The 23,812-nt window shown below is 57.3% G+C and carries 19 protein-coding genes and 3 pseudogenes; 19 read left to right on the top strand and 3 right to left on the bottom strand.

Annotated features, from left to right (window positions below):
• Positions 1-4: 4 nt before the first annotated feature.
• From mraY to murD, 3 genes and pseudogenes are all read left to right on the top strand, one after another.
• A pseudogene (mraY, locus tag QTO30_RS02275) lies at positions 5-1,086 on the top strand (phospho-N-acetylmuramoyl-pentapeptide-transferase).
• A 5-nt stretch (positions 1,087-1,091) separates the two neighbouring features.
• Complete coding sequence (locus QTO30_RS02280; protein ID WP_340422237.1) at positions 1,092-1,739, top strand: SDR family NAD(P)-dependent oxidoreductase; 648 nt, start codon at positions 1,092-1,094, stop codon at positions 1,737-1,739.
• A 33-nt stretch (positions 1,740-1,772) separates the two neighbouring features.
• A complete protein-coding gene (gene murD / locus QTO30_RS02285; RefSeq protein WP_340422239.1) occupies positions 1,773-3,173 on the top strand; it encodes a UDP-N-acetylmuramoyl-L-alanine--D-glutamate ligase in 1,401 nt (466 codons plus the stop codon).
• A gap of 18 nt (positions 3,174-3,191) precedes the next feature.
• Here murD and QTO30_RS02290 read toward each other — a convergent pair whose 3' ends face one another.
• The gene (locus QTO30_RS02290; protein ID WP_340422241.1) at positions 3,192-4,370 is read right to left on the bottom strand and encodes a BaiN/RdsA family NAD(P)/FAD-dependent oxidoreductase; all 1,179 of its coding nucleotides are present in this window, start codon (positions 4,368-4,370) and stop codon (positions 3,192-3,194) included.
• A gap of 184 nt (positions 4,371-4,554) precedes the next feature.
• Between QTO30_RS02290 and ftsW the strand changes: the two genes are divergently transcribed.
• From ftsW to QTO30_RS02370, 16 genes and pseudogenes are all read left to right on the top strand, one after another.
• The gene (gene ftsW / locus QTO30_RS02295; RefSeq protein WP_340422243.1) at positions 4,555-5,724 is read left to right on the top strand and encodes a putative lipid II flippase FtsW; all 1,170 of its coding nucleotides are present in this window, start codon (positions 4,555-4,557) and stop codon (positions 5,722-5,724) included.
• Positions 5,721-6,818 (top strand): UDP-N-acetylglucosamine--N-acetylmuramyl-(pentapeptide) pyrophosphoryl-undecaprenol N-acetylglucosamine transferase, encoded by a 1,098-nt coding sequence (locus QTO30_RS02300; RefSeq protein ID WP_340422244.1) that lies wholly within the window; start codon positions 5,721-5,723, stop codon positions 6,816-6,818. The genes ftsW and QTO30_RS02300 overlap by 4 nt, the downstream gene beginning before the upstream one ends.
• Before the next feature lie 17 nt (positions 6,819-6,835).
• Complete coding sequence (gene murC, locus QTO30_RS02305) at positions 6,836-8,233, top strand: UDP-N-acetylmuramate--L-alanine ligase (protein WP_340422246.1); 1,398 nt, start codon at positions 6,836-6,838, stop codon at positions 8,231-8,233.
• A complete protein-coding gene (locus QTO30_RS02310) occupies positions 8,230-8,481 on the top strand; it encodes a DUF2484 family protein (RefSeq protein ID WP_340422248.1) in 252 nt (83 codons plus the stop codon). Before murC ends, QTO30_RS02310 begins: the two co-directional genes overlap by 4 nt.
• A 1-nt stretch (position 8,482) precedes the next feature.
• Positions 8,483-8,770: a UDP-N-acetylmuramate--alanine ligase gene (locus tag QTO30_RS02315; protein ID WP_340422249.1), complete on the top strand. Its 288-nt coding sequence runs from the start codon at positions 8,483-8,485 to the stop codon at positions 8,768-8,770.
• Between the two features lie 86 nt (positions 8,771-8,856).
• Positions 8,857-9,147 (top strand): hypothetical protein, encoded by a 291-nt coding sequence (locus QTO30_RS02320; protein ID WP_340422250.1) that lies wholly within the window; start codon positions 8,857-8,859, stop codon positions 9,145-9,147.
• 72 nt (positions 9,148-9,219) lie between these two features.
• A complete protein-coding gene (locus tag QTO30_RS02325) occupies positions 9,220-9,558 on the top strand; it encodes a hypothetical protein (RefSeq protein WP_340422251.1) in 339 nt (112 codons plus the stop codon).
• Entirely contained in the window at positions 9,503-10,441 is a 939-nt protein-coding gene (gene murB / locus QTO30_RS02330) for a UDP-N-acetylmuramate dehydrogenase (protein ID WP_340422252.1), read from the top strand. Before QTO30_RS02325 ends, murB begins: the two co-directional genes overlap by 56 nt.
• 116 nt (positions 10,442-10,557) lie before the next feature.
• On the top strand, positions 10,558-11,436 hold the full coding sequence (locus QTO30_RS02335) for a D-alanine--D-alanine ligase (protein ID WP_445327172.1): 879 nt from the start codon (positions 10,558-10,560) through the stop codon (positions 11,434-11,436).
• Positions 11,424-12,320, top strand: a complete 897-nt coding sequence (locus tag QTO30_RS02340) for a cell division protein FtsQ/DivIB (RefSeq protein ID WP_340422256.1) — start codon at positions 11,424-11,426, stop codon at positions 12,318-12,320. Before QTO30_RS02335 ends, QTO30_RS02340 begins: the two co-directional genes overlap by 13 nt.
• Positions 12,321-13,653: pseudogene (ftsA, locus tag QTO30_RS02345) on the top strand (cell division protein FtsA).
• 177 nt (positions 13,654-13,830) lie between these two features.
• Complete coding sequence (gene ftsZ / locus QTO30_RS02350; RefSeq protein WP_340422257.1) at positions 13,831-15,423, top strand: cell division protein FtsZ; 1,593 nt, start codon at positions 13,831-13,833, stop codon at positions 15,421-15,423.
• Between the two features lie 221 nt (positions 15,424-15,644).
• Positions 15,645-16,562, top strand: coding sequence for a UDP-3-O-acyl-N-acetylglucosamine deacetylase (lpxC, locus tag QTO30_RS02355; RefSeq protein ID WP_340422258.1), 918 nt, complete (start codon positions 15,645-15,647; stop codon positions 16,560-16,562).
• A gap of 136 nt (positions 16,563-16,698) precedes the next feature.
• Positions 16,699-17,550 carry an outer membrane protein assembly factor BamD gene (locus QTO30_RS02360; protein WP_340422260.1) on the top strand — a complete coding sequence of 284 codons (852 nt, stop codon included), beginning with the start codon at positions 16,699-16,701 and terminating at the stop codon, positions 17,548-17,550.
• A gap of 36 nt (positions 17,551-17,586) precedes the next feature.
• Positions 17,587-19,239 carry a DNA repair protein RecN gene (recN, locus tag QTO30_RS02365; protein ID WP_340422262.1) on the top strand — a complete coding sequence of 551 codons (1,653 nt, stop codon included), beginning with the start codon at positions 17,587-17,589 and terminating at the stop codon, positions 19,237-19,239.
• 719 nt (positions 19,240-19,958) lie between these two features.
• Positions 19,959-21,571, top strand: a pseudogene (locus tag QTO30_RS02370) (chloride channel protein).
• Here QTO30_RS02370 and QTO30_RS02375 read toward each other — a convergent pair.
• Both QTO30_RS02375 and QTO30_RS02380 read right to left on the bottom strand, forming a co-directional pair.
• The gene (locus QTO30_RS02375; protein ID WP_340422264.1) at positions 21,568-21,909 is read right to left on the bottom strand and encodes a DUF427 domain-containing protein; all 342 of its coding nucleotides are present in this window, start codon (positions 21,907-21,909) and stop codon (positions 21,568-21,570) included. The pseudogene QTO30_RS02370 and the gene QTO30_RS02375 sit on opposite strands and share 4 nt — an antisense overlap.
• A 78-nt stretch (positions 21,910-21,987) precedes the next feature.
• On the bottom strand, positions 21,988-23,772 hold the full coding sequence (locus QTO30_RS02380; RefSeq protein ID WP_340422266.1) for an aminopeptidase P family protein: 1,785 nt from the start codon (positions 23,770-23,772) through the stop codon (positions 21,988-21,990).
• Positions 23,773-23,812 lie beyond the last annotated feature (40 nt).

The following is a 23,812-nucleotide window of genomic DNA, read 5'->3' on the forward strand; positions in this document are numbered from 1 at the left end:
TGGCATGCTATACTGGCTGACGGCGCTTTCGGACGGAGGGGATTTTTTCAACCTCTTCCGCTATATCACGTTTCGGGCAGGGGGGCTTTTATGACGGCCCTTCTGTTTGGGTTCATTTTTGGGCCGCCTTTGATCAACGTGCTGCGTCGTAAACAGGGCAAGGGCCAGCCCATCCGCGATGACGGACCAGAGGGGCATTTCGTGAAAGCCGGTACGCCGACGATGGGCGGTTTGCTGATTGTGGGGGCCTTGACGTTTTCAACGCTTTTGTGGGCGCGACTGGATAACCCGTTTGTCTGGATGGTCTTGTTTGTGACACTGTCCTTTGCTGCAATTGGCTTTGCCGATGATTATGCGAAAGTGTCCAAGCAAAACACCTCTGGCGTGTCAGGCAAGGTGCGTATCTTGTTGGGTATCCTGATCGCAGCCATTGCCGGGTATTGGGCTGCGGCCTATCACCCCGATGATTTGACCAACCAACTAGCCCTGCCGTTCTTCAAAGATGCGCTGATCAATCTGGGCATTCTTTTTATCCCGTTCGCCATTGTCGTGATTGTCGGGGCCGCCAATGCCGTGAACCTGACCGATGGTTTGGATGGTTTGGCGATCATGCCGGTGATGATCGCGGCGGGGACATTCGGGATCATCGCCTATGCCGTTGGTCGCACCGACTTCACAGAATACCTTGATGTGCACTACGTCCCGCAGACCGGTGAAATCCTGATCTTTGCAGCAGGTTTGATTGGCGGGGGGCTCGGCTTTTTGTGGTACAATGCACCGCCCGCTGCGGTGTTTATGGGTGATACCGGATCGCTGGCCTTGGGTGGCGCGCTGGGCGCAATTGCGGTTGCCACCAAACACGAGATCGTGCTGGCTATCGTCGGTGGGCTTTTTGTGGTCGAGGCGCTGTCGGTCATTATTCAGGTGCTCTATTTCAAACGGACGGGTAAGCGTGTTTTCCTGATGGCGCCAATCCACCACCACTATGAGAAAAAAGGCTGGGCCGAGCCGCAGATCGTGATCCGGTTCTGGATCATCTCGCTGATCCTTGCGATGATCGGATTGGCCACACTGAAAGTGAGGTAGTCGCAATGCACAAGGCTTTGGTCACCGGCGCAAACCGCGGCATTGGCAAGGCGATAGCGGCGGCGCTGGTGCGTGAAGGGATTGAGGTGCTTGTCGGCGCGCGTCATCTGGCCGCCGGTGAAGAAGCCGCCGCTGAAATTGGCGCACATGCTGTGCATTTGGACCTGACCGACCCTGAAGCTTGTGATCGCGCACTCGACGGTGTGACCGTTCTGGTTAACAACGCAGGCGTACTTTGGGACGGCAATGTCTTTGATGACATGGATCGTTTTGAAACAACAATGGATGTCAGCTTACATGGCCCTTATTCGCTGATCCGTGCGGCCTTGCCAGCGATGAAAGAAGCGCGTTATGGGCGTGTGGTCAATGTCTCTTCTGGCTGGGGCAGTTTCACTGAAGGATTGGGCGGCGGCGGTGCTTATGGCGTCGGCAAAGCTGCCATGAATGCGCTGACCGTCATTGCGGATCGTGACACGCCCGACTTTATCAAGATCAACGCCATGTGCCCGGGCTGGGTGCGGACCCGCATGGGCGGCGCGGCAGCAACCCGCACGCCGGAAGAGGCGGCAGACACCGCTGTTTGGTTGGCGACCTTGCCTGCGGATGGCCCGTCCGGTGGCTTCTTCCGCGACCGTAAACCGGTGTCGTGGTAGAACAGGCGCAGGCGACAGGGCGAAGGTGACGCAATGATACCAGTTCAGGGATATGCCGGTCAGACGGTGGCAGTATTGGGTCTTGGCCGCTCGGGGCGTGCGGCGGCTGTCGCGCTGGCCGCGGGCGGCGCACACCCGGTTGTTTGGGATGACAGCGCCGTGGCCCGGGATGCAGCAGATGAAGCGGGTCTTGATCTGCGTGATCTGTCCAAACCAGGCGCGTTTGTCGATGTGGCCTGCCTGATTGTCAGCCCCGGTATTCCGCATCTTTATCCGGCCCCCAACCCTGTCATCGCGGCCGCTTGGGATGCCGATGTGCCCGTCGATAATGACATCGGGTTGTTTTTTCGCTCCTTTGCCACGGCGGATTGGGGTGAGTTCGATACGCAGCCCCGCGTGATCGCTGTGACGGGGTCCAACGGTAAATCCACAACCGCTGCGCTTATTCATCATATTCTGGTCGAGAATGGGCGCCCGGCGCAGCTGGCGGGGAACATCGGGCGCGGCGTGCTGGATATCGAGCCGGCGCATGATGGTGAGGTGGTGGTGTTAGAGCTGTCCTCTTACCAAACCGAGCTTGCCCGCAGCATGACGCCGGATTTGGCTGTGTTCACCAATCTCAGCCCCGATCATCTGGACCGGCATGGCGGGATGGGCGGGTATTTTGCCGCCAAGCGCCGTCTCTTTGCCGAAGGGGGCCCGGACCGCGCTGTCATTGGCGTGGATGAAGCCGAGGGCCGCTATATCGCCAATCAATTGATCGAAGGGCCGGGGGATGACCGGGTGATCCGCGTTTCTTCTGGACGGAAACTGGCCGGGAAGGGCTGGACCGTTTTTGCGCGCAAAGGGTTCTTGGCAGAGCACCGCAAGGGGCGGCAGGTCGGGTCCATCGACTTGCGCGCAATCACCGGCTTGCCGGGGGCGCATAACCACCAGAATGCTTGTGCGGCTTACGCGGCTTGCCGGACCTTGGGGCTTGGGCCCAAGGGGATTGAGGCGGCGATGCAAAGCTACCCCGGGCTGCCGCATCGCAGCCAAGTCGTGGCCGAGCGTGACAGTGTGATGTTTGTGAATGATAGCAAAGCCACGAATGTCGATAGTGCAGCGCAGGCCTTGCAGGCGTTTCCCAAGATCCGGTGGATCTGCGGTGGTTTACAGAAAGAAGGCGGGCTGGATGGGGTGTTGCCCCATCTGAACCATGTCGTGAAAGCCTATGTGATCGGGCGCGAAGCCGAAGATTTTGCACGACAACTGGTTGGCGCTGAGGCAGAGGTGTGTGGCACGATGGATGGGGCCGTTGCACAGGCCGCAGTGGATGCACAGCCGGGCGAGGTTGTTCTTTTGGCGCCAGCGGCGGCGTCCTTTGATCAATATGATAGCTTTGAGGCGCGAGGCGATGATTTCATCAAATGTGTGAAGGCGGTGCTTGCGTAAGAGGGATCGTGATCCACGTTACGCCCCTGCTATTGCTTGCCCCGCCGCCCAACCCGATGACCACGCCCATTGGAAGTTGTAACCGCCAAGCCAGCCAGTCACATCCACGCATTCGCCAATGAAATAGAGCCCCGGCACGTTCTTCGCCCCCATCGTTTTTGACGAAAGCGCATCGGTGTCCACGCCACCAAGCGTCACTTCGGCCGTGCGATACCCCTCAGAACCTGCGGGCGTTAGCGTCCAGCTAGCGAGCCTTTCGCATAGTTGGTTGAGTTTCGCATCACTTTGGTCGGCGATGTTGCCGCTGAGTGCCAGCTCAGTGCTAAGGTGATCGACGAGCCGACTGGGTAGGTGCTGTGACAGTACCGTGGTCAGCGCCTTCCGCCCGTCGCTTTGCCGCAAGTTTTGAAGTTTTGCTAGCAGATCGCCAGTTGGCACAAGGTTGATGCTGATTGTCTCACCTTCATGCCAATAGGATGAGGCCTGCAAAACAGCAGGGCCAGACAGACCGCGATGGGTGAAGAGGATCGCCTCGTCAAAGCTGGCATCATGTGCAGAGACACGGGCCGGTGTCGCCACGCCAGCGAGCGGTTTGAACCTATCGTCCGAGAACGTCAGCGGCACGAGGCCCGGTCGTGGCGCGACGACAGGCAGGCCGAACTGTGCCGCGATTTGGTAACCCAGCCCTGTCGCACCCATTTTGGGGATCGATTTGCCGCCACAAGCGAAAACCAGATTGCGCGCCGTGACCGTCCGGGCACGCCCTTCGCGCCTGAGATCAACGGCAAAAGCCTCGCCGTCATGGCGGATGTCGCCGACATCGGTTTGCAACCACAGTTGTGCGCCCGCCTTGTCCATCTCGGATCGCAGCATGGCGATGATGTCTTTGGCAGAGGTGTCACAGAACAGCTGTCCAAGGGTCTTTTCATGCCAGGCGATCCCGTATCTGTCGACCAGATCAATGAAATCCCATTGCGTGTAGCGCCCCAGTGCAGACTTGCAGAAGTGCTTGTTCTGACTGATGAAATTCTGTGGGCTGGTGTGCAGGTTGGTGAAATTGCAGCGCCCGCCGCCTGATATCCTGATCTTTTCACCTGGCGCTTTGGCGTGGTCCACGATCAACACGCCGGGTCCCGCATGCGCGGCGCACATCATACCTGCGGCCCCTGCGCCGATGATCAGAGTTTCAACCTTCATGGCGGCCCATATGGCGCAACCGGTGAGGGAGATCAAACGTTGCAGATTTGACCATGCCTTTGAGGGAGGTTTGAATGAGCGAAGAATGTCAAAACGCTGCATTTACTGTGGAATCATGGCCAATTGACGGTTAAGGTGACCTCAGACCCGGCAAACGGGCGAAGTAGGCAAAGAGCGGTGATCCATGACGGAAATGGTCTATGGGACGGTCCCGGTGCAATCCGGCGACCCGGTTCTGCCCCGGTGGTGGCGGACAATTGATAAGTGGACGATGTCTTGCATCCTGCTGTTGTTCGGGATTGGTTTGCTGTTGGGCTTGGCGTCTTCGCCGCCGCTTGCTGCTAAGAACGGGCTCGAGCCGTTTCATTATGTGACGCGTCAGGCGATCTTTGGTGGGATGGCGATGACGGTGATGTTCATCGTGTCGATGATGTCGCCAACCTTGGTGCGCCGCCTAGCAGTCTTGGGGTTTTTGGCAGCCTTTGTTGCCTTGGCTTTGCTACCTGTGCTGGGCACCGACTTTGGGAAAGGGGCGACGCGCTGGTATTCGCTGGGGTTTGCCGCTGTTCAGCCATCCGAATTTCTCAAACCCGGGTTTGTGGTGATGGCGGCATGGTTGCTTGCCGCATCCCAGCAGTTGGGTGGTCCGCCGGGCAAGATATACTCCTTTGTGCTGACGATAATCATTGTGCTGATGCTGGCGATGCAGCCCGATTTTGGACAAGCCGCCCTGATCCTCTTTGCATGGGGCGCGATGTATTTTGTGGCTGGTGCGCCGATGATCTTGCTGATCATTCTGGCTGGGTTGGTCGTTTTTGGTGGCACGATCGCCTATGCGAATTCCGAGCATTTTGCCCGCCGTATTGATGGGTTTCTATCCCCCGATCTCGATCCGAATACCCAACTTGGCTATGCCACGAATGCGATCCGTGAAGGCGGGTTTTTTGGTGTCGGCGTCGGTGAGGGGCAGGTGAAGTGGTCATTGCCTGATGCCCACACAGATTTCATCATTGCCGTCGCCGCAGAAGAATACGGGCTGATTTGTGTGATTGTGATCATCGCGCTTTATGCGGTGATCGTCGTACGGTCGTTGCTGCGTTTGATGAAGGAACGTGACGTGTTTATCCGTCTGGCAGGCACCGGTCTGGTCTGCATCTTTGGTGTTCAGGCAATGATCAACATGGGTGTTGCGGTGCGCTTGCTGCCTGCCAAGGGCATGACCCTGCCGTTCGTATCTTACGGTGGGTCGTCTTTGATTGCCGGTGGCATTGCCGTTGGCATGCTCTTGGCGTTCACCCGCAGCAGGCCGCAGGGTGCGATGGAAGATATCCTTTTACGTCGGGCAAACCGATGACCGCGCCGTTGTTGGTTATTGCCGCTGGCGGCACCGGTGGTCACATGTTCCCCGCGCAGGCACTGGCTGAAGCAATGCTCGCAAAGGGTTGGCGCGTGAAGCTTTCAACCGATGCACGTGGCGCGCGCTATACGGGCGGTTTTCCTGAGGCGGTCGAGGTCAATGTCGTCGGCAGCGCCACATTTGCGCGTGGCGGTATCGCGCAAAAACTGATGGTCCCATTTCGGATTCTCGGTGGCATTGGTGCTGCCAAGTGGCGCATGTTGCGTGACCGCCCGTCGGTTGTCGTTGGCTTTGGCGGCTATCCCGCCATCCCTGCGATGTCGGCGGCGTGGGCGCTGCGTATTCCGCGCATGATCCACGAACAGAATGGCGTTCTGGGACGTGTGAACCAACTTTTTGCCAAGCGGGTTGATCAGATTGCTTGTGGTACGTGGCCGACGGAACTGCCCGGCAACATCGCGGGTGCGCACACCGGCAATCCGGTGCGCGCCGCGATCCTTGAGCATGCAGGCGCCCCCTACATTCCGCCCGGTGACTACCCGATGTCGATCCTCGTCATGGGTGGCTCGCAAGGCGCGCGGGTGATGTCTGATATGGTGCCGCCTGCGATTTCGGCCTTGCCACAAGAGATTCGGCGCAACATCCGCGTTAGCCATCAGGCGCGGCCTGAGGACGTTGAGCGCGTGAAAGACTACTACGACAGCGAGTTGATCACAGCCGATGTGCAGACCTTCTTTGATGACGTTCCGCGCCGCATGACCGAAGCGCAATTGGTGATCTCGCGCTCGGGCGCATCGACCGTGGCGGATGTGAGCGTCATTGGACGCCCGGCGATCTGGGTGCCCTACGCGGGTGCAATCCGGGATGAACAGACCGCCAATGCGCGCCAGTTGGTTGAGGCCAATGCCGCGGTCCTGATGCAAGAGGTTGATTTTGAGGTCGCACCCTTGACTGCTAAGCTGACCGAATTGCTGTCAGATGAGCAGGGGATGTTGGAAATGGCGCAGGCTGCAATGGCCTGCGGTGTGCCGGATGCGACGGAGCGGCTTGTACAATTGGTTGAAAATCTGGCAGAGGCGGGCAAAAGATGATGGATGGGGACCCTAGAATGAATGCAGCAACGAAACTGCCCCTTGATGTGGGCCCGATCCATTTTGTGGGCATTGGCGGCATTGGGATGTCCGGGATTGCCGAAGTGCTACTGAACCATGGCTATACAGTGCAGGGGTCCGATCTGAAGGCCTCCAAGATCACGGATCGTTTGAAGTCCTTGGGTGCGATCATCTATGAAGGCCAGCAGGCCGAGAACCTTGAGGGTGCTGAGGTGATCGTGATTTCTTCGGCCATCAAACCGGGCAATCCTGAGTTGGATGAGGCGCGCGCCAAGGGCCTGCCTGTTGTGCGCCGGGCGGAAATGCTGGCCGAGCTGATGCGTCTGAAGTCGAATGTTGCCGTTGCGGGGACTCACGGCAAGACGACGACCACGACGATGGTCGCCGCGTTGCTGGATGAAGGTGGCATTGATCCGACGGTCATCAATGGTGGCATCATTCACGCTTATGGGTCGAACGCCCGCATGGGGCAGGGTGAATGGATGGTGGTGGAAGCCGATGAAAGCGATGGCACCTTTAACCGCTTGCCCGCCACCATTGCCATTGTGACCAACATCGATCCTGAGCATATGGAGCATTGGGGGACCGAAGAGGCGCTGCATCAGGGCTTTTATGATTTTGTGTCCAACATTCCTTTCTACGGTTTGGCGGTTTGCTGCACCGATGATCCGGATGTGCAATCGCTGGTGGGTAAGATTACCGACCGCCGCGTTGTGACCTACGGCTTCAATGCGCAGGCCGACATTCGCGCAATAAACCTGACCTATAAGGGGGGTGTCGCTCATTTTGACATTGCCTTGCAGGCCGAGGATGCAGTGATCGACGGCTGTAGCTTGCCAATGCCCGGCGATCACAATGTTTCAAATGCATTGTCCGCCGTTGCCGTTGCCCGTCACCTCGGTATGAAAAAGGACGAAATCCGCACAGCACTGCAAGGTTTCAAAGGGGTCAACCGCCGCTTTACAAAGGTCGGCGAAGTCGATGGTGTTGCGATCATTGACGACTACGGCCACCACCCAGTTGAAATTACGGCCGTGCTGAAAGCCGCGCGCCAGGCGACGGAAGGCCGCGTCATTGCTGTGCATCAGCCACACCGGTTTAGCCGCCTGTCGCATCATTTCGAAGAATTCTGTGCCTGTTTCAATGATGCCGATGTGGTTGGCATCTCCGAAGTTTTTTCTGCCGGGGAAGACCCGATTGAAGGGGCCAGCCACCGGGATTTGGTCGCAGGGCTGATCCGTCATGGCCATCGTCATGCGCGCACGGTGGAATCAGAGGATGATCTGGAGCGGTTGGTGCGCGAACAGGCTAAACCCGGCGACATGGTTGTCTGCCTTGGGGCCGGTACGATCAGCGGCTGGGCCAACGCACTGCCCGCCCGACTGAAAGCGTGATTGATCCACTTATTCTGATTGGGTTTTGGGTGGTGCTGGCTTTCGTCATGGCGGCCTTTCCATCCAATGATAACCACTGGCGGCGGGCCTATGTGTTGATCGCCGTTGGCATCCCGCTGTTGGGCTGGATCATCTGGCACGATGGTTTTTTGATGGGGGCGCTTGCTTTGCTCGTTGGTGGCCTGGTGTTGCGCTGGCCTGTTTACTTCCTATGGCAGCGTGTGAAGCGGAAACTGGGGGTAAAATAATATGGCGCAGCTTCTGGTGCTTGGTGTGATGCTGACCTGCGCTGTCTTGCCTTTTGCTTTGTTGACCAAGCTGATGCGGGCCGGGCAGTCTGGGCTGACGCTGACTATTATCTCTGTCATTGGTGCGACTTTGATCATCTTCATTTATGCGAGTGGGCGGCCTTTCGGGATTGATCCTGTTTTTGCGATGACTGTGGCGATGCTGGCCTGTGTGCCTGCACTGTTGGGTAGTACGGCCGGGGCCTTTCTCGGGTGGCTTTTGCGACGACAGGATGATCGTAGGGTCTAGTATTCCATACCTTGGACCGAAGGGGCTTGCGCAAATCGCATTGATTGCCCGCGCTGTGAACAGCGTTCATTTTTGGAGATAATCAGATGAATGAAGATCTTATTCTGTATATTGGCACCCCAATTGCGCTCTTTGGGTTCGGATATTTATCGTATCGCTTCGCAAAGCTGCGCAATACAGCGCGGCTGTTGGGGCTGGTGCTTGTGTTGCTGCTCTTCTCGGCCTTCATGTATTCAGGAGCGGAGTCCTCACACACCATGGACTGGGCGGTGTATGTGGCGGCACTCATGTTTGTCAGCTTGCTTAGCTGCGGTTGGGCTGCTGGTTGGTGGTATCATTGGATGGTTTCAGGGCAGATAGCAGGTATTAGCAAATAATCTCCGAAAATACTTGAACAATGTTCATATCTGCCTTAATAATTGAACGGCGTTCAATTCGGGAGACGAATCATGTATAACGGAGACATCGTGCTTTTCGCCGTCATCGGTGCGATCTTCCTTGGCGCTGCCTTTCCGGCATTCTTTCTGGGGCGGCGCCAAAGCAAACTTGGGTTGTCGATTCTGGGCCTGATCTGGGTTGCCTTTACAGGCGCGCTGTTTTTTGGAATGAACAACGGCAATAAATATGAGGAGCTGGCCTATCTCTTTGCCCTGATAGGGATAAGTGCTCCTGTCGGCCTGGGTGGTTTGATTGGCAGCCTTGTCGGCTGGGCAAAGAGTGGCAATGGACAACATGAACAATCTTCCTCCCGTGCGGGGCACACTGACACCGCATCGCCCCCTCGCTGATTTGACATGGATGCGTGTTGGCGGGCCCGCTGAGGTCTTGTTTCAGCCTGCCGATGTTCAGGACTTGTCTGACTTTCTGGCCGCACTTGACCCATCGGTGCCTGTATTCCCGATGGGGGTGGGTAGCAATTTGATTGTCCGTGATGGCGGTATCAGTGGTGTGGTGATCCGGATGGGCCGGGGGTTCAATAGCATTGAGATTGGTGCGAACGACGTGATCGCGGGTGCGGCCGCACTGGATGCCCACGTTGCGCGCAAAGCTGCAGATGCAGGCTTTGACCTGACCTTCCTGCGCACCATTCCGGGTACGATTGGCGGGGCTGCGCGAATGAACGCCGGGTGCTATGGCACCTATATGGCAGACGTCTTGCAATCGGTGACGGTTGTGTTGCGGGATGGCACAATCACCGACATACCTGTCGACGCACTGCAATTGGCCTATCGCCAAAGTACACTACCGGATGGCGCTGTGATCGTGGCAGCGCGTTTGGCGCCCCCCAAGGATGATCCCGCGCAGCTGCATCAACGCATGGCAGATCAACTGGCCAAGCGCGACGAAACCCAACCCACCAAGGACCGGACCGCTGGGTCAACCTTCCAAAATCCGGCTGGTTTTTCGTCGACAGGGCAGGCCGATGACGTGCATGATTTTAAGGCGTGGAAGGTCATCGACAACGCAGGCATGCGCGGCGCGCGCATCGGTGGCGCTGTGATGAACACGATGCACTCCAACTTTCTGACAAATGCAGGCGATGCAACGGCCGCCGACCTTGAGGATTTGGGCGAGTTGGTGCGGAAAAAGGTTTACGATTCCCAAGGGATTGAGCTACAATGGGAAATCAAGCGGGTCGGTCATCGTCCGGGTGAAGATACCGCGCAATAACGGGCCAAAATGGCCATGACCTTAGGCGAAGGTCGCAATAAATGACGGGTCGCAAAAGGCCCGCGTAAAGGCGGTAGGGTATGTCGAGCAGGACAAACCCGAAAGTTGTTGTCCTTATGGGCGGCCCCTCGGCGGAACGTGAAGTTTCGCTCAGTTCGGGCCGTGAATGTGCGACGGCTTTGCGGGACGCAGATTGTGATGTGATCGAGGTCGATGCAGGCCCGGACGTTGCTGCGCGCCTGATCGAAATTGCCCCCGATGTTGTTTTCAATGCGCTCCACGGGCGTTGGGGCGAAGATGGTGCCATTCAGGGCGTGCTGGAATGGTTGCAAATTCCGTATACGCATTCGGGCATTCTCGCCTCCGCGCTGACCCTTGATAAACAGCGCACCAAGGATGTGTATCGCAAAGTTGGCCTGCCCGTTGTGGATAGCATTTTAGCATCAGCCGATGCGGTGCGTGCGGCCCATGTGATGCCACCCCCTTATGTGGTAAAGCCCTACAACGAAGGGTCCAGCGTTGGCATCTACATCGTCGACGCCGATGCCAATGGCCCGCCACAACTGGCCGATGACATGCCTGATGAGGTGATGGTTGAAGCCTTCGCGCCCGGTCGCGAATTAACGACGACGGTCGTGGGTGATCGCGCGTTGACCGTCACCGATATTATCACCGATGGGTGGTATGACTACCAAGCGAAATACGCCCCCGGCGGGTCGCGCCATGAACTGCCCGCTGACATCCCCGCTGAGATTTTCGACGCTTGCATGGAGTATGCCCTGCGCGCCCACAATGCCCTTGGCTGTCGCGGTGTTAGTCGCACGGACTTCCGCTGGGATGAGGGGCGGGGTCTTGATGGCCTGATCCTGCTTGAAACCAATACCCAACCCGGAATGACGCCCACATCACTCACGCCTGAACAGGCGGCACATGTGGGCATGACCTTCCCGGAGCTTTGCCGCTGGATGGTGGAGGACGCATCATGCGATCGCTGATCCGCCGCCCGGTGTCTGACGCTGCCCCACACGACCCTGCGCCATCGCGGCTGGTCTATCGGTATCAGCGTTTGATGTTGACGCCGGGCTTTCGCGGAACTGTTCGGATTGGTGTCCCAATCCTGTTGATCGCTGCGATTGTTGGGTCGTGGTACTCTCAACCGGAAAACCGGGCTGAGCTCGCCGCGAGAATTGAGCAAACCAAGCAGAGCTTTCAGCAGCGACCGCAATTCATGGTGCAGAGTATGAATGTCACGGGCGGCGACTTGTCGGTGCTGACAGAAGTGGCGGAGCTGTTGCCAACTGCGTTCCCCATCTCGTCGTTCGATCTTGATCTGGAAATGATCCGCGCCGACATTGAAGCGCTTGATCCGATTAAATCGGCGAGTGTCAGGGTTGGGCAGGCGGGTGCATTGGAAGTGCGGTTGAACCCGCGCGTGCCGGTCGCTTTGTGGCGCGATGGTGCGACATTGCGGCTCATAGACGCTGACGGTGTGCAATCCGGTCAGATCATCGCGCGCGCCGATCGGCTTGATCTGCCGCTGATTGCTGGCGATGGCGCGGAAGATAACATCGAAGAAGCGCTGAACCTCTTCGCCGCCGCTGGCCCGTTGATCGCACGAGTGCGCGGTTTGGTCCGCATGGGCGAACGGCGCTGGGATATGGTGTTGGATCGGGACCAGCGCATCATGCTGCCGGGTGACGATCCGGTGTCTGCATTGGATCGCGTGATCGCATTGAACGATGCGCAAGACATGTTGAACCGCGATGTGGCTGTGGTGGACATGCGCAATACCGACAGGCCGACACTGCGGATGAATGAAGAGGCCGCAGATGCGCTGCGCCGGGTGAACACAACGATAGATGATGGGGCGGACAACTAGATGGGCGATCTTTATGACAGCCAACGGGCCATGCGGCAAATGCGCAAAGCGGCAATGCAGCGAGGCGTTGTAGCCATTTTGGATGTTGGTACCTCTAAAATCGCCTGTCTGGTGCTGCGTTTTGACGGGCCAGAGCAGTTTCGCACGGACGGTGTCGGCTCGCTTGTTTAGCCAATCCCAGTTTCGCGTCATTGGGGCCGCAACAACCCGGTCACGCGGTGTCCGTTTTGGTGAAGTCGATGCCATGCAAGAGACTGAGCGCGCCATTCGCACGGCGGTTCAGGCGGCCCAAAAGATGGCAAACGTGCGTGTGGATCACGTGATCGCGTGTCTGTCTGGTGCGCGTCCGCGGTCTTATGGTTTGGACGGTACGCTGAATGTGTCCGGCGGGATGGTGACCGAACAGGATATCAGCCAGGTGATGGCTGCCTGCGACGTGCCTGATTATGGCGTAGATCGGGAAGTGCTGCATGCGCAGCCAGTCAACTTTGCGCTAGATCATCGATCCGGGTTGTCTGACCCGCGTGGGCAGATTGGCAATGAACTAAAGACCGATATGCACATGCTGACGGTGGATGCCACCGCCGTGCACAACATATTCTACTGTATCAAGCGGTGTGATCTGGAATTGGCGGGAATTGCGTCATCAGCCTATGTCTCGGGCATGTCGTCATTGGTCGAGGATGAGCAGGAATTGGGCGCAGCCTGTATCGACCTTGGTGGTGGGTCCACCGGCCTGTCAGTCTTTATGAAGAAGCACATGATCTATGCGGATTCGGTGCGTATGGGCGGCGAACATGTGACCTCGGACATTTCGATGGGGTTACAGATTCCGATGCCAACGGCCGAACGGATCAAGACATTCTATGGGGGCGTTGTCGCGACCGGTATGGATGATCGCGAGATGATCGAGATTGGCGGCGATACCGGCGATTGGGAGCATGATCGCCGCACAGTCAGTCGGGCCGAGCTGATTGGTATTATGCGTCCGCGCGTCGAAGAGATATTGGAAGAGGTACGCGAACGTCTTGATGCAGCCGGGTTTGAGCATTTGCCCGGGCAGCAAATCGTGCTGACTGGCGGCGGGAGCCAGATCCCCGGTCTGGACGGATTGGCCAGCAAGATCCTGGGTCAGCAGGTGCGTTTGGGCCGTCCTTTGCGTGTGCAAGGCCTGCCGCAGGCCGCGATTGGACCGGCGTTTTCGAGTGCTGTTGGCCTCACGCTCTTTGCCGCAAACCCCCAAGACGAATGGTGGGATTTTGAGATTCCGGCCGAAAACTACCCGGCCCGGTCGCTGAAACGCGCGGTAAAATGGTTTAAGGACAACTGGTAATGCGCAACATCTTGCTCATCAGTCGAAATGCCGGGGGCAAGCGGAGGTTTTTGTCCAGATTTGGTGGCAATTTTGTGTTTTTGTCGTGACCTTTCGGCATCACTTCGTTAGTGTGAGTCTCAATAAGCAGTAATCGCCCGCGGGCACGGGCAAATAATAAAACAGGCGGATCGAGTTATGACATTGAATCTTTCCCTTCCGGGGCACGAAGAACTGAAGCCACGTATCACTGTATTTGGTGTGGGTGGCGCGGGCGGTAACGCCGTGAACAATATGATCGAGCAAGAGCTTGATGGGACAGAGTTCGTGGTCGCCAATACTGACGCGCAGGCGCTGCAACAGTCGCGCGCCGGTGCGAAAATCCAGATGGGTCTGAAAGTGACTGAGGGTCTGGGTGCAGGCGCGCGCGCCACCGTCGGTGCCGCTGCGGCTGAGGAAAGCATTGAACAGATCGTTGATCATCTGGCTGGCGCGCACATGTGCTTTATCACCGCCGGTATGGGCGGGGGCACCGGAACCGGCGCTGCACCAATCATCGCGCAGGCCGCCCGTGAGCTGGGTGTGCTGACCGTTGGCGTTGTGACAAAGCCCTTCCAGTTCGAAGGTGCCAAGCGCATGAAGCAAGCGGAAGAAGGCGTTGAAGCACTTCAGAAAGTTGTCGATACGCTGATCATCATTCCAAACCAGAACCTGTTCCGTCTGGCGAATGAGAACACAACCTTTACCGAGGCCTTCGCACTGGCCGATGATGTGCTTTACCAGGGTGTCAAAGGTGTGACGGACCTGATGGTCCGGCCCGGCCTCATCAACCTTGACTTTGCAGATGTCCGCGCTGTGATGGATGAGATGGGTAAGGCCATGATGGGGACAGGCGAAGCTGATGGTGAAAACCGCGCCATTCAAGCCGCTGAAAAAGCCATCGCGAATCCGCTTTTGGACGAAATCTCGCTGGAAGGCGCCAAGGGCGTACTGATCAACATCACCGGTGGTTATGACCTGACGTTGTTTGAACTGGACGAAGCGGCCAACAAGATCCGTGAAAAGGTCGATGGTGATGCGAACATCATCGTCGGTTCTACGTTGGATACAGGCATGGAAGGCAAGATGCGTGTATCCGTTGTCGCAACTGGGATTGATGCGATTGCGAAAGAATCAGAAACGCCTGTGCCGCGCCGGTCCATGGCTGCCCCATTGGCGCCAATTGCTGAAGTTCCTGCACCCGAGGCCGCAGCCGCCGTTACGGCAGTGGTAGAGTCTGCACCGGAACCCGTCGCACAGGAACGTACGTTGTTTGAAAACCTTGATGCGCCCGCAGAACCAGTCGCGGCCTACCAGCCAGCGCCTGCGCCCCAGCCTGCACCGGCCCCACAACAGGTCTCAACCGATGACTTGCCGCCGCCCGCCTATACACCACGCCCCGAGCCTGCACTGACCGAGGCTGACAATTTTGTGGCACCACGTGCGACATCCACACCGGGGACACCATCGCCAGAGGCATTGGCGCGTTTGCAGGCAGCAGTGAGCCGAGTGCCAAATGCGGATCCGGCGCCCCAGCAAGCACCAACGCCTGCAGAGGCGTCAGAGGCCGATAAGCCGCGTTTCGGGATCAACTCTTTGATCAATCGTATGACCGGTGCCCAGGCCGACGGTGCAGCACAACAGCCCGCCAGGACGCAGCCGCAAGTGACGTCGCTGCACCAGGAAAACGAGCAGGGTGATGATCAGGACAAGATCGAAATTCCCGCGTTCCTGCGCCGTCAGGCAAATTGAATTGACATAAACCGTTGCGCCGACGTGACGTACCGTTGAACAAGAAGGCCGCAATCATGCGGCCTTTTTCTTTTGTTTCGAGTGTGTTGCGGGTTCTGCCTTAGTCTTGCCACAGTTGGTGACAAAAGTGTTTCAGACCGTCGCAAAGAGTGAGTTGAGGCAACGGCTGTTGCACCCTAGTTGAGGGTAACAAGCGAGAATGCTGCAAGGGCGACATAAACGTGCAAACAACATTGAAAACCGACGTCACTTTTGAGGGCACTGGTCTGCACTCCGGTGAATTCGTCCGTGTTGTCTTGCATCCTGCGGCGGCAAACAGTGGTATTGTGTTTCGGCGTTCCGATGTGACTGACCGTCCCAAGATGCGGGCCGATTTTCGCGATGTGATCGTTTCACCATTGAACACGCGGCTGAGTAACGCAGATGGTGTGACTGTTTCGACAATTGAACATCTGATGGCCGCACTTGCTGGCTGTGGTGTGCATAATGCACTGGTCGATATCGATGGCCCGGAAGTCCCAATCCTGGATGGCAGTGCCGCCAGCTTTGTGCGTGGGATCGTCGCGGCGGGGCTGACGCGCCTGTCTGCACCGTTGCACGCAATAGAAATTTTGCGCGAGGTGTCTGTGTCAGAGGGCGGGGCGATGGCCACCTTGGCACCATCGACAACGCTTCAGATTGATTTCGAGATTGATTTCGCTGACGCGGCGATCGGTCGTCAGAAGAAGACGTTGAACATGGCCAATGGTGCTTTTGTGCGTGAGTTGTGTGACAGCCGGACGTTCTGCCGCTCTGCTGACGTCGATGCCATGCGCGCCAATGGTTTGGCATTGGGCGGCAGCGTCGAGAACGCGGTTGTCGTTGATGGGGCCGATGTCTTGACACCCGGTGGCCTGCGCCACGCGGATGAGGCTGTGCGTCACAAGATGCTGGATGCCTTGGGCGATCTTTACACGGCGGGCGCGCCAATCCTTGGTCGCTATACCGGATCGCGTGCGGGGCATGCGATGACCAACAAGCTATTGCGTGCGCTTTTCGCGCAGCCTGATGCTTGGCGGCGCATCCAATGTGATGCGAAAATCGCAGCACGTTTGCCTGGTGTTGGGGTCAGTATGGCTGACTTGCACGCTGTCGCCTGATCTTGACCCACTGACAGTTGATCATCTTGCGTTCAAAAGGGCATTTTGCCCCCGATTTTTCTATGCTAGACCGACCGAAAGCCATAGCGATACCATCGTTGTGGCCAGCCTAGCATGTGTGAGTGAGGACGCAAGAATGTCAGTCAAAAAGGGCCATGTCAGCCGTCGGATGTTCCGTTTTGGCGCAGCCATAGGCTTGGCCGTTTTGGCTGCATGTGGCAATAGTGAGCGGGGTGGTCAACCGCTGGACGATCTGACCGCCCAAGCCATTTTTGAGCGCGGCGAACGCCAGATCGAACGTGGCAACCCCGATGACGCTGCCTTCACCTTTGGTGAGATTGAGCGGCTTTATCCCTATTCAGAGTTCGCGCAGCGTGCATTGATCATGCAGGCTTTTGCTTATCACCGGGATGAAGATTACCCGAACAGCCGGGCGTCGGCACAGCGCTATATTGATTTCTACCCGGCCGAGGAAGACGCGGCGTATGCCGCCTATCTCTTGGCGCTTTCGTATTACGACCAGATTGACGAGGTTGGCCGCGATCAGGGTCTGACCTTCCAGGCGCTGCAATCTCTGCGCCGTGTGATCGAGCAATATCCTGACAGCGAATACGCGAGCACATCGGTACTCAAGTTCGACTTGGCTTTTGACCATCTGGCGGCCAAGGAAATGGAAATCGGGCGCTTTTACCTTAAGCGCGGCAATTATATCGCGGCGGTCAATCGCTTTCGCACCGTTGTCGAAGATTTTCAGACCACATCACATACGCCAGAGGCGCTGCACCGCTTGGTTGAAAGCTATCTGTTGCTCGGCCTGATCGAGGAAGCGCAGACAGCGGGCGCTATACTCGGCTTTAACTACCAATCCAGCGAATGGTATGAAGCCAGCTTTGCTTTGCTGACGGGGCAGGGCCTGACGGCGGATGCCGCGGGGGACAACTGGCTGTCGTCGATTTATCGGCAGGTGATACGTGGTGAGTGGTTGTAATCATCGCGGGGGCGTCCCCGCCCTTTGGGCTATGACATGCTCCGTGGATTAGACATCAGGGATATGCTGATTATTGATCGGCTGGAACTGGCGTTCCAACCTGGATTGAATGTGCTGACCGGTGAAACTGGCGCAGGCAAATCAATTCTGCTGGACGCACTGGGATTTGTGCTGGGGTGGCGCGGTCGGGCTGAACTGGTGCGGCAGGGGGCTGACCAGGGCGAGGTGACGGCCTGGTTTGATTTGCCCGTCGGGCACCCGGTGTTTGCAGTTCTGGAAGAGGCGGGGATCGGTGCAGAGGATGAACTGATCCTGCGCCGGATCAATACCCGTGATGGCCGCAAGACCGCATGGGTCAATGACCGCCGCGTCAGTGGCGAGGTGCTGCGCAACCTGTCAGAGGTTTTGGTTGAACTGCACGGTCAGCATGATGATCGCGGGCTGCTAAACCCTCGCGGGCATCGCCAGATGCTTGACAGTTATGCGGGGCTGGAGGCGGCTGCAGACAAGGTCCGCACCCATTGGCGTGCGCTCAGTACGTCGCAACGCGAATTACAGACGGCAGAAGCACAGATCGCCGAGGCGCGTGCAGAAGAGGACTATCTGCGCCACGCAGTAGCTGAACTGGATACGCTGGCACCGGAGGCCGGTGAAGAGGCGTCGCTGGATACCAAACGCCGTCTGATGCAGGCCGCCGAAAAGATCCGTGCTGATATCATGAAGGCAGCGGATGCTTTGGGATTGCAGGGCGCTGAAGGCATGATAGGCGATGCGTCTCGCTGGCTGCAAGGTGTGGCCGGTGAGGCAGAGGGCCGTGTTGATGCGCCGCTGGAGGCTCTAGAGCGGGTTCTTTTGGGGCTGGATGATGCGCAACGCGGTATCGCGGACTGTCTCGATTCCTTGTCGTTCAATACGTCAGAACTTGAAGAGGTCGAGGAACGCTTGTTTGCGATCCGTGGACTGGCGCGCAAGCATAACGTCCTGCCGGATGATCTGCGTGGCTTTGCAGATGATCTGCGCACACGTTTGGCCGTATTGGATGACGGCGCGCGCGATCAGGCAACTTTGATAGCTGCGGTGCAGGCCGCACAGGCCAGCTATGATCAGGCGGCCGCCGCATTGCGTCAGAAACGTCTGAAAGCTGCCAAGCGGTTGGATGCGGCCATGGCAAAGGAACTTGCACCGCTCAAAATGGAGCGAGCGGTCTTTACGACGCAGATCACACAAACCGAACAACCCGGTCCAGATGGTATAGATGTTGTAGCCTTTACGGTTGCGACAAACCCTGGCGCACCGGCGGGTCCGCTGAACAAGATCGCGTCGGGCGGAGAACTGAGCCGCTTTCTGTTGGCGCTCAAGGTCTGTCTGACCGAAGGTGCCAGCGGGCTGACGATGATTTTTGATGAGATCGACCGGGGTGTGGGTGGGGCCACAGCCGATGCTGTCGGACGCCGTCTGGCCGAACTCGCCGATGAGGGGCAGGTACTGGTTGTGACACACTCGCCTCAGGTTGCTGCTTTGGCCGGGCATCACTGGCGTGTTGAAAAGCAGCAAACCCGTTCGGAGACCCGATCGACCGTGGTTGCATTGGATGTCGACGCAAGGGTGGACGAGATTGCACGGATGCTGTCCGGCGATACTGTAACAGATGCAGCAAGAGATGCAGCGCGTGCGTTGATGAATGCCTGAAAACAAAGTGGGCGCCGCAACATTGCGACGCCCTGAACTTTTACCGGTTACCAATCCCACTCATACTTGCATACCTCGGCCACTCACCTCCGCGATACACATCGTTCATTTCTAGAAGCCCAAAAACGGACTTCCGGTAACATCAAGCACTGTTGCGATAAAGCTGGTCAGTACTTTTTTACTCACTAACCTCTGAGGCATAACCCGCCTCGTCTCGCGAAAATACTAAGACAAGAGGTAGGCGGCAACCTGTACCAAAGTATGTCATATATGCTGACATAACTATCAAGAGTTGATTTCTTAGCCGCCGTCAAATCACTCTAATTGCAGGAAATACCTACAAAAATGACTTAAATGCTCTTTTAAATAGCAAGATACGCTTTTTTGACTATCGGACCGGCATGAGGCCTGTTTTGTGAGTGACCCTAAGTCAGACTGATTTGTGATACACGCTGAGATTGCGTCCGAGTCGATAAAACTGCGCATTTTTGTCCGCTAAGCGCACCGTATGTTTCCGGCGCTATCCTGCGAAGTTTTTCTTGGAAGCGACTCAGCCATGCAGTAGGTGTTAGGCGAAGCCGGGGTTTGCACCCGTCGTCAGTGATCGACAGCGCCGAGCGGCGCGCAAGAAAGCCAACTGCATGGGCAAGCCAGTCAAAGTGTTGCTGCAGCAAGGGATTGCTGATGCTTCGCAGACATGCCGTGATGCCGCGCGGGTGATGAAAACCCACGGGCCCAATCAAATCCAGTTTTGGTTTATCGCGTTGGCGATCGGGATTGCCGCGGGTTTTGCCGCCGTCATTTTTCGGCTGGGCATTTATGCGATCCAAACCACTGCCTATGGGACCGATGATGTTCTGACACTGCATTCTTTTGCAGCCGGGCTGGCATGGTATCAGATTCTGCTGATCCCGATTTGTGGCGGTCTGATTGTCGGCCTTATCTTGGATCGATTTACGGATGACGGTCGCGTGCGTTCCGTAGCTGACGTGATCGAGGGTGCTGCCCTTTCCGAAGGGCGGGTAGAGGTCAGGCGCGGTCTGGCTTCGGCTGCGGCCTCCATGATCACCCTATCCACAGGTGGTTCATCTGGCCGCGAAGGTCCGGTTGTGCACCTTGCTGCAGTCATTTCAACGGGCATATGTCGGTGGATCAATGCCAACGGGATCACTGGACGTGATTTACTGGGCTGTGCCGTCGCCGCTGCGGTCTCGGCCAGTTTTAACGCCCCCATTGCTTAAGCGCCCTTTTTGCGCTGGAAGTGGTTCTGCGCCACTTCGCAGTTCATGCCTTTGCCCCGATTGTCATCGCCTCTGCTGTTGGCACTGTCATTAACCGTCTGGTCTTTGGGGATGTCACCGAGTTTGCGCTGCCAATTCAGAACGCGCTTGGCTTTTACGTGGAGTTGCCAGCATTTCTGATCTTGGGGCTGGTCTGCGGTATCGTTGCCGTTGCCCTGATGAAATCTATCTTTTGGGCCGAAGACTTCGGCAACTATGTTCAACGCGAGACAGGCATCCCGCGGTATCTGCGGCCCGCGATCGCTGGGGCGCTTCTGGGCGGGTTGGCGATTTGGTGGCCCCATATCATTGGCGTCGGTTATGAGACGACATCTGCGGCGCTGACGGGCGAATTGCTGCTGCACGAAGCCATTGTCTTTGTCATCCTCAAAGTGATTGCCGTGGCCATCACCATGGGTGGGCGCATGGGGGGCGGTGTCTTTTCGCCCTCGCTGATGGTGGGTGCGTTGACGGGTCTGGCCTTCGGGATCATTGCCACGGCCATTTTCCCGACCGTGTCAGGGAGCGGAACGCTTTATGCGCTCGCAGGTATGGGGGCCGTTGCGGCGGCCGTTCTTGGTGCGCCGATTTCAACAACGCTGATTGTGTTCGAATTGACCGGTGACTGGCAAACCGGTCTTGCGGTTATGGTGGCCGTATCTCTGTCAACGGCCCTGTCGTCACGCCTTGTGGATCGGTCTTTCTTCCTGACGCAGCTGGAACGGCGCAATGTGCATCTTGCAGCAGGCCCACAGGCCTATTTGCTGACCACCTTCAAAGTGTCTTCAATTATGCGCCAGATGGACGCCAAAAACGCTGCAACAGAGGAAGAATGTTGGGATCTCGTGCGTGATGGCATCTATGTGGACGGCAACGCTACGCTTGAGCAGGCGATGCCAATCTTTGAGGGCGGGGGCCATCGCCTTATTCCTGTCGTGACCTTGGGCGGCGAAGATGCCCCGCCCGAGTTATGGGGCGCGCTGTTTCAGATCGACGCCTTGCGTGCCATGAACCGCGCCTTGTCAGAAACGGCCGCAGAAGAGCACTCCTAAACCTGCTCGACGGCGACTTTCTCAGGGTAGAAGGCGATGTGATCTTTGATCGCGGCAACGGCCTCAATCGGGGTTTCATATGACCATGCCGCATTCGCTATTGGCCCGCTTTTGGCTTCAATCGTGAAATAGCTTGCCTCACCCTTGTACGGGCATTTTGATGTCAGATCCGTTGGTTCGAGAAACGCCATCGCAAGATCGCTTCTTGGGAAGTAAATCACCGGCGGATAGTCACCTTCAACCAGTTCCAGCGCATTGGTGCTTTCACCGATAACAGCACCTGCTGCGCGGACAACCCAAGTGCCTGAGGCAGGACGGATTTTGATATGATCGGCCATGGTGATTTCCTTTTTGCCAAAAGACGTTAGCAACCGGCGAGCCGGGCTAACGTAAGGGTGTTAAATGACAGTTTGATGTCAGAGCGGTGCGCAGGCTTTGGTCAGCCAATCGCGCGTCTGCGCATCCAGTCGCGAAGCAAGAAGCGACAATGTATCGGTATGATAGCGATCAATCCAGTCCCGTTCTGCATCTGTCAAAAGCGCTGCGTCGATCAGCCGCCGATCAAAGGGGACATAGGTCAGCGTATCAAACCACAGCATGTCCCGGTCGTCCCCGCCAGCCAAAGCCGGGGCATCCGTCACAACGATCAGGTTCTCGATGCGAATGCCGAATGCATCTTCGCGGTAGTACCCTGGCTCATTCGACAGGATCATCCCTTTCTGCAAGGCCACTTCAGAGCGACGGTGAATGCCCTGTGGCCCTTCATGCACGCTGAGATAGCTTCCTACGCCATGCCCGGTGCCGTGATCATAATCCTGGCCTGCCATCCACAATGGCGCCCGTGCAAGCGCGTCTATATGCTGCCCACCGACTCCTTGCGGAAAGCGGATACGGCTAATGGCGATCATACCTTGCAGGACGCGTGTATAACAGGTCTTGTGTTCATCCGTCGGGGTGCCAATGGCCATCGTCCGGGTGATATCGGTGGTCCCATCAATGTATTGCCCACCACTATCGACGAGCAGCAGGTCATTCTGTGCGACAGGGCGATTGGTGTCTTCGGTCACGCGGTAATGCACGATTGCGCCGTTTGGTCCCGCGCCACAGATCGTTTCAAAGCTGATATCGCGCAGCGCATTCGTCTGCATGCGGAAGCCTTCAAGTGCCTTGACCACATCAATCTCGGTCAGTCCGCCTTTGGGCGCCTCTGAGTCGAGCCATGCCAGAAAGCGCACCATCGCGACGGCATCGCGGTCATGCGCGGCCTTGGCACCGGCGATCTCGGTGTCGTTCTTGCAGGCTTTGGGCAGGATGCAAGGGTCCTGACCTTGGACCACATCACATCCCGCAGCTTTCAGTGCCGTGGCGACTTTGTCAGGGCAGGTGCGTTTGTCGATCAATATCTTGCCATTAAGGCTGGCGAGGGCGGGAAGAAAGCTGTCCATATCTTGGACCGTCACGTCCGGTCCAAGATGATCTGCAATGTCATCGGCTTTGCCGACCCCAGTAAAAAGATCAACCCGACCGTCATGGTGCAAAACAGCAAAGGCCTGCGGTACGGGATTGCGGGCAATGTCAGTGCCACGGATATTAAGTAGCCAAGCAATGCTGTCCGGCAAGGTCAGTACTGCCGCGCTTTCCTTCATATCCGCCGACAGCCGCTTACGCTTGGTGTCATGCGGCTCGCCCGCGTGTTCAAGCGCATGTGCCGTGAACGGGGCGTCAGGTGTGGCGGGTTGGTCCTCCCATATCGCATCAACCAGATTGTCGGTCGCGACCAATTCGAACCCGGTCAGCTTTTCCTGCAGTTCTGCGACCTCAGACACGGTGTGCAGCCACGGGTCATATGCGAGTGTCCCACCTGGCGGTAACTGCTCGGCCAACCAATCAGCAAGCTGCGTCTCCGGCCAATGCACAGGGGTATAAACATCCGCGACCTGCGCGCGGACCTGCACCCGATAGCGCCCATCAACAAAAATGCCAGCCACATCCGCCAAAACGGCACAAAACCCGGCTGAGCCTGAAAAGCCGGTCAACCATCCTAATCGCGCATCACGTGGGGTGACATATTCGCCCTGATGGGCATCGGCACGCGGAACCAAGAAGGCGTCAAAACCCTTTTGCGCCATCAGGCCTCGTAAGCTTGCGAGCCGCGGTGGACCTTGATCAGGTGAAGATTGCGCCTCAAATGTCTGAAACATAAATTAAAAATCTTCCTCTTTCTGTGTTCAATAAGATTTC

This window comes from Yoonia sp. GPGPB17, from assembly GCF_037892195.1.
Taxonomy (GTDB): domain Bacteria; phylum Pseudomonadota; class Alphaproteobacteria; order Rhodobacterales; family Rhodobacteraceae; genus Yoonia.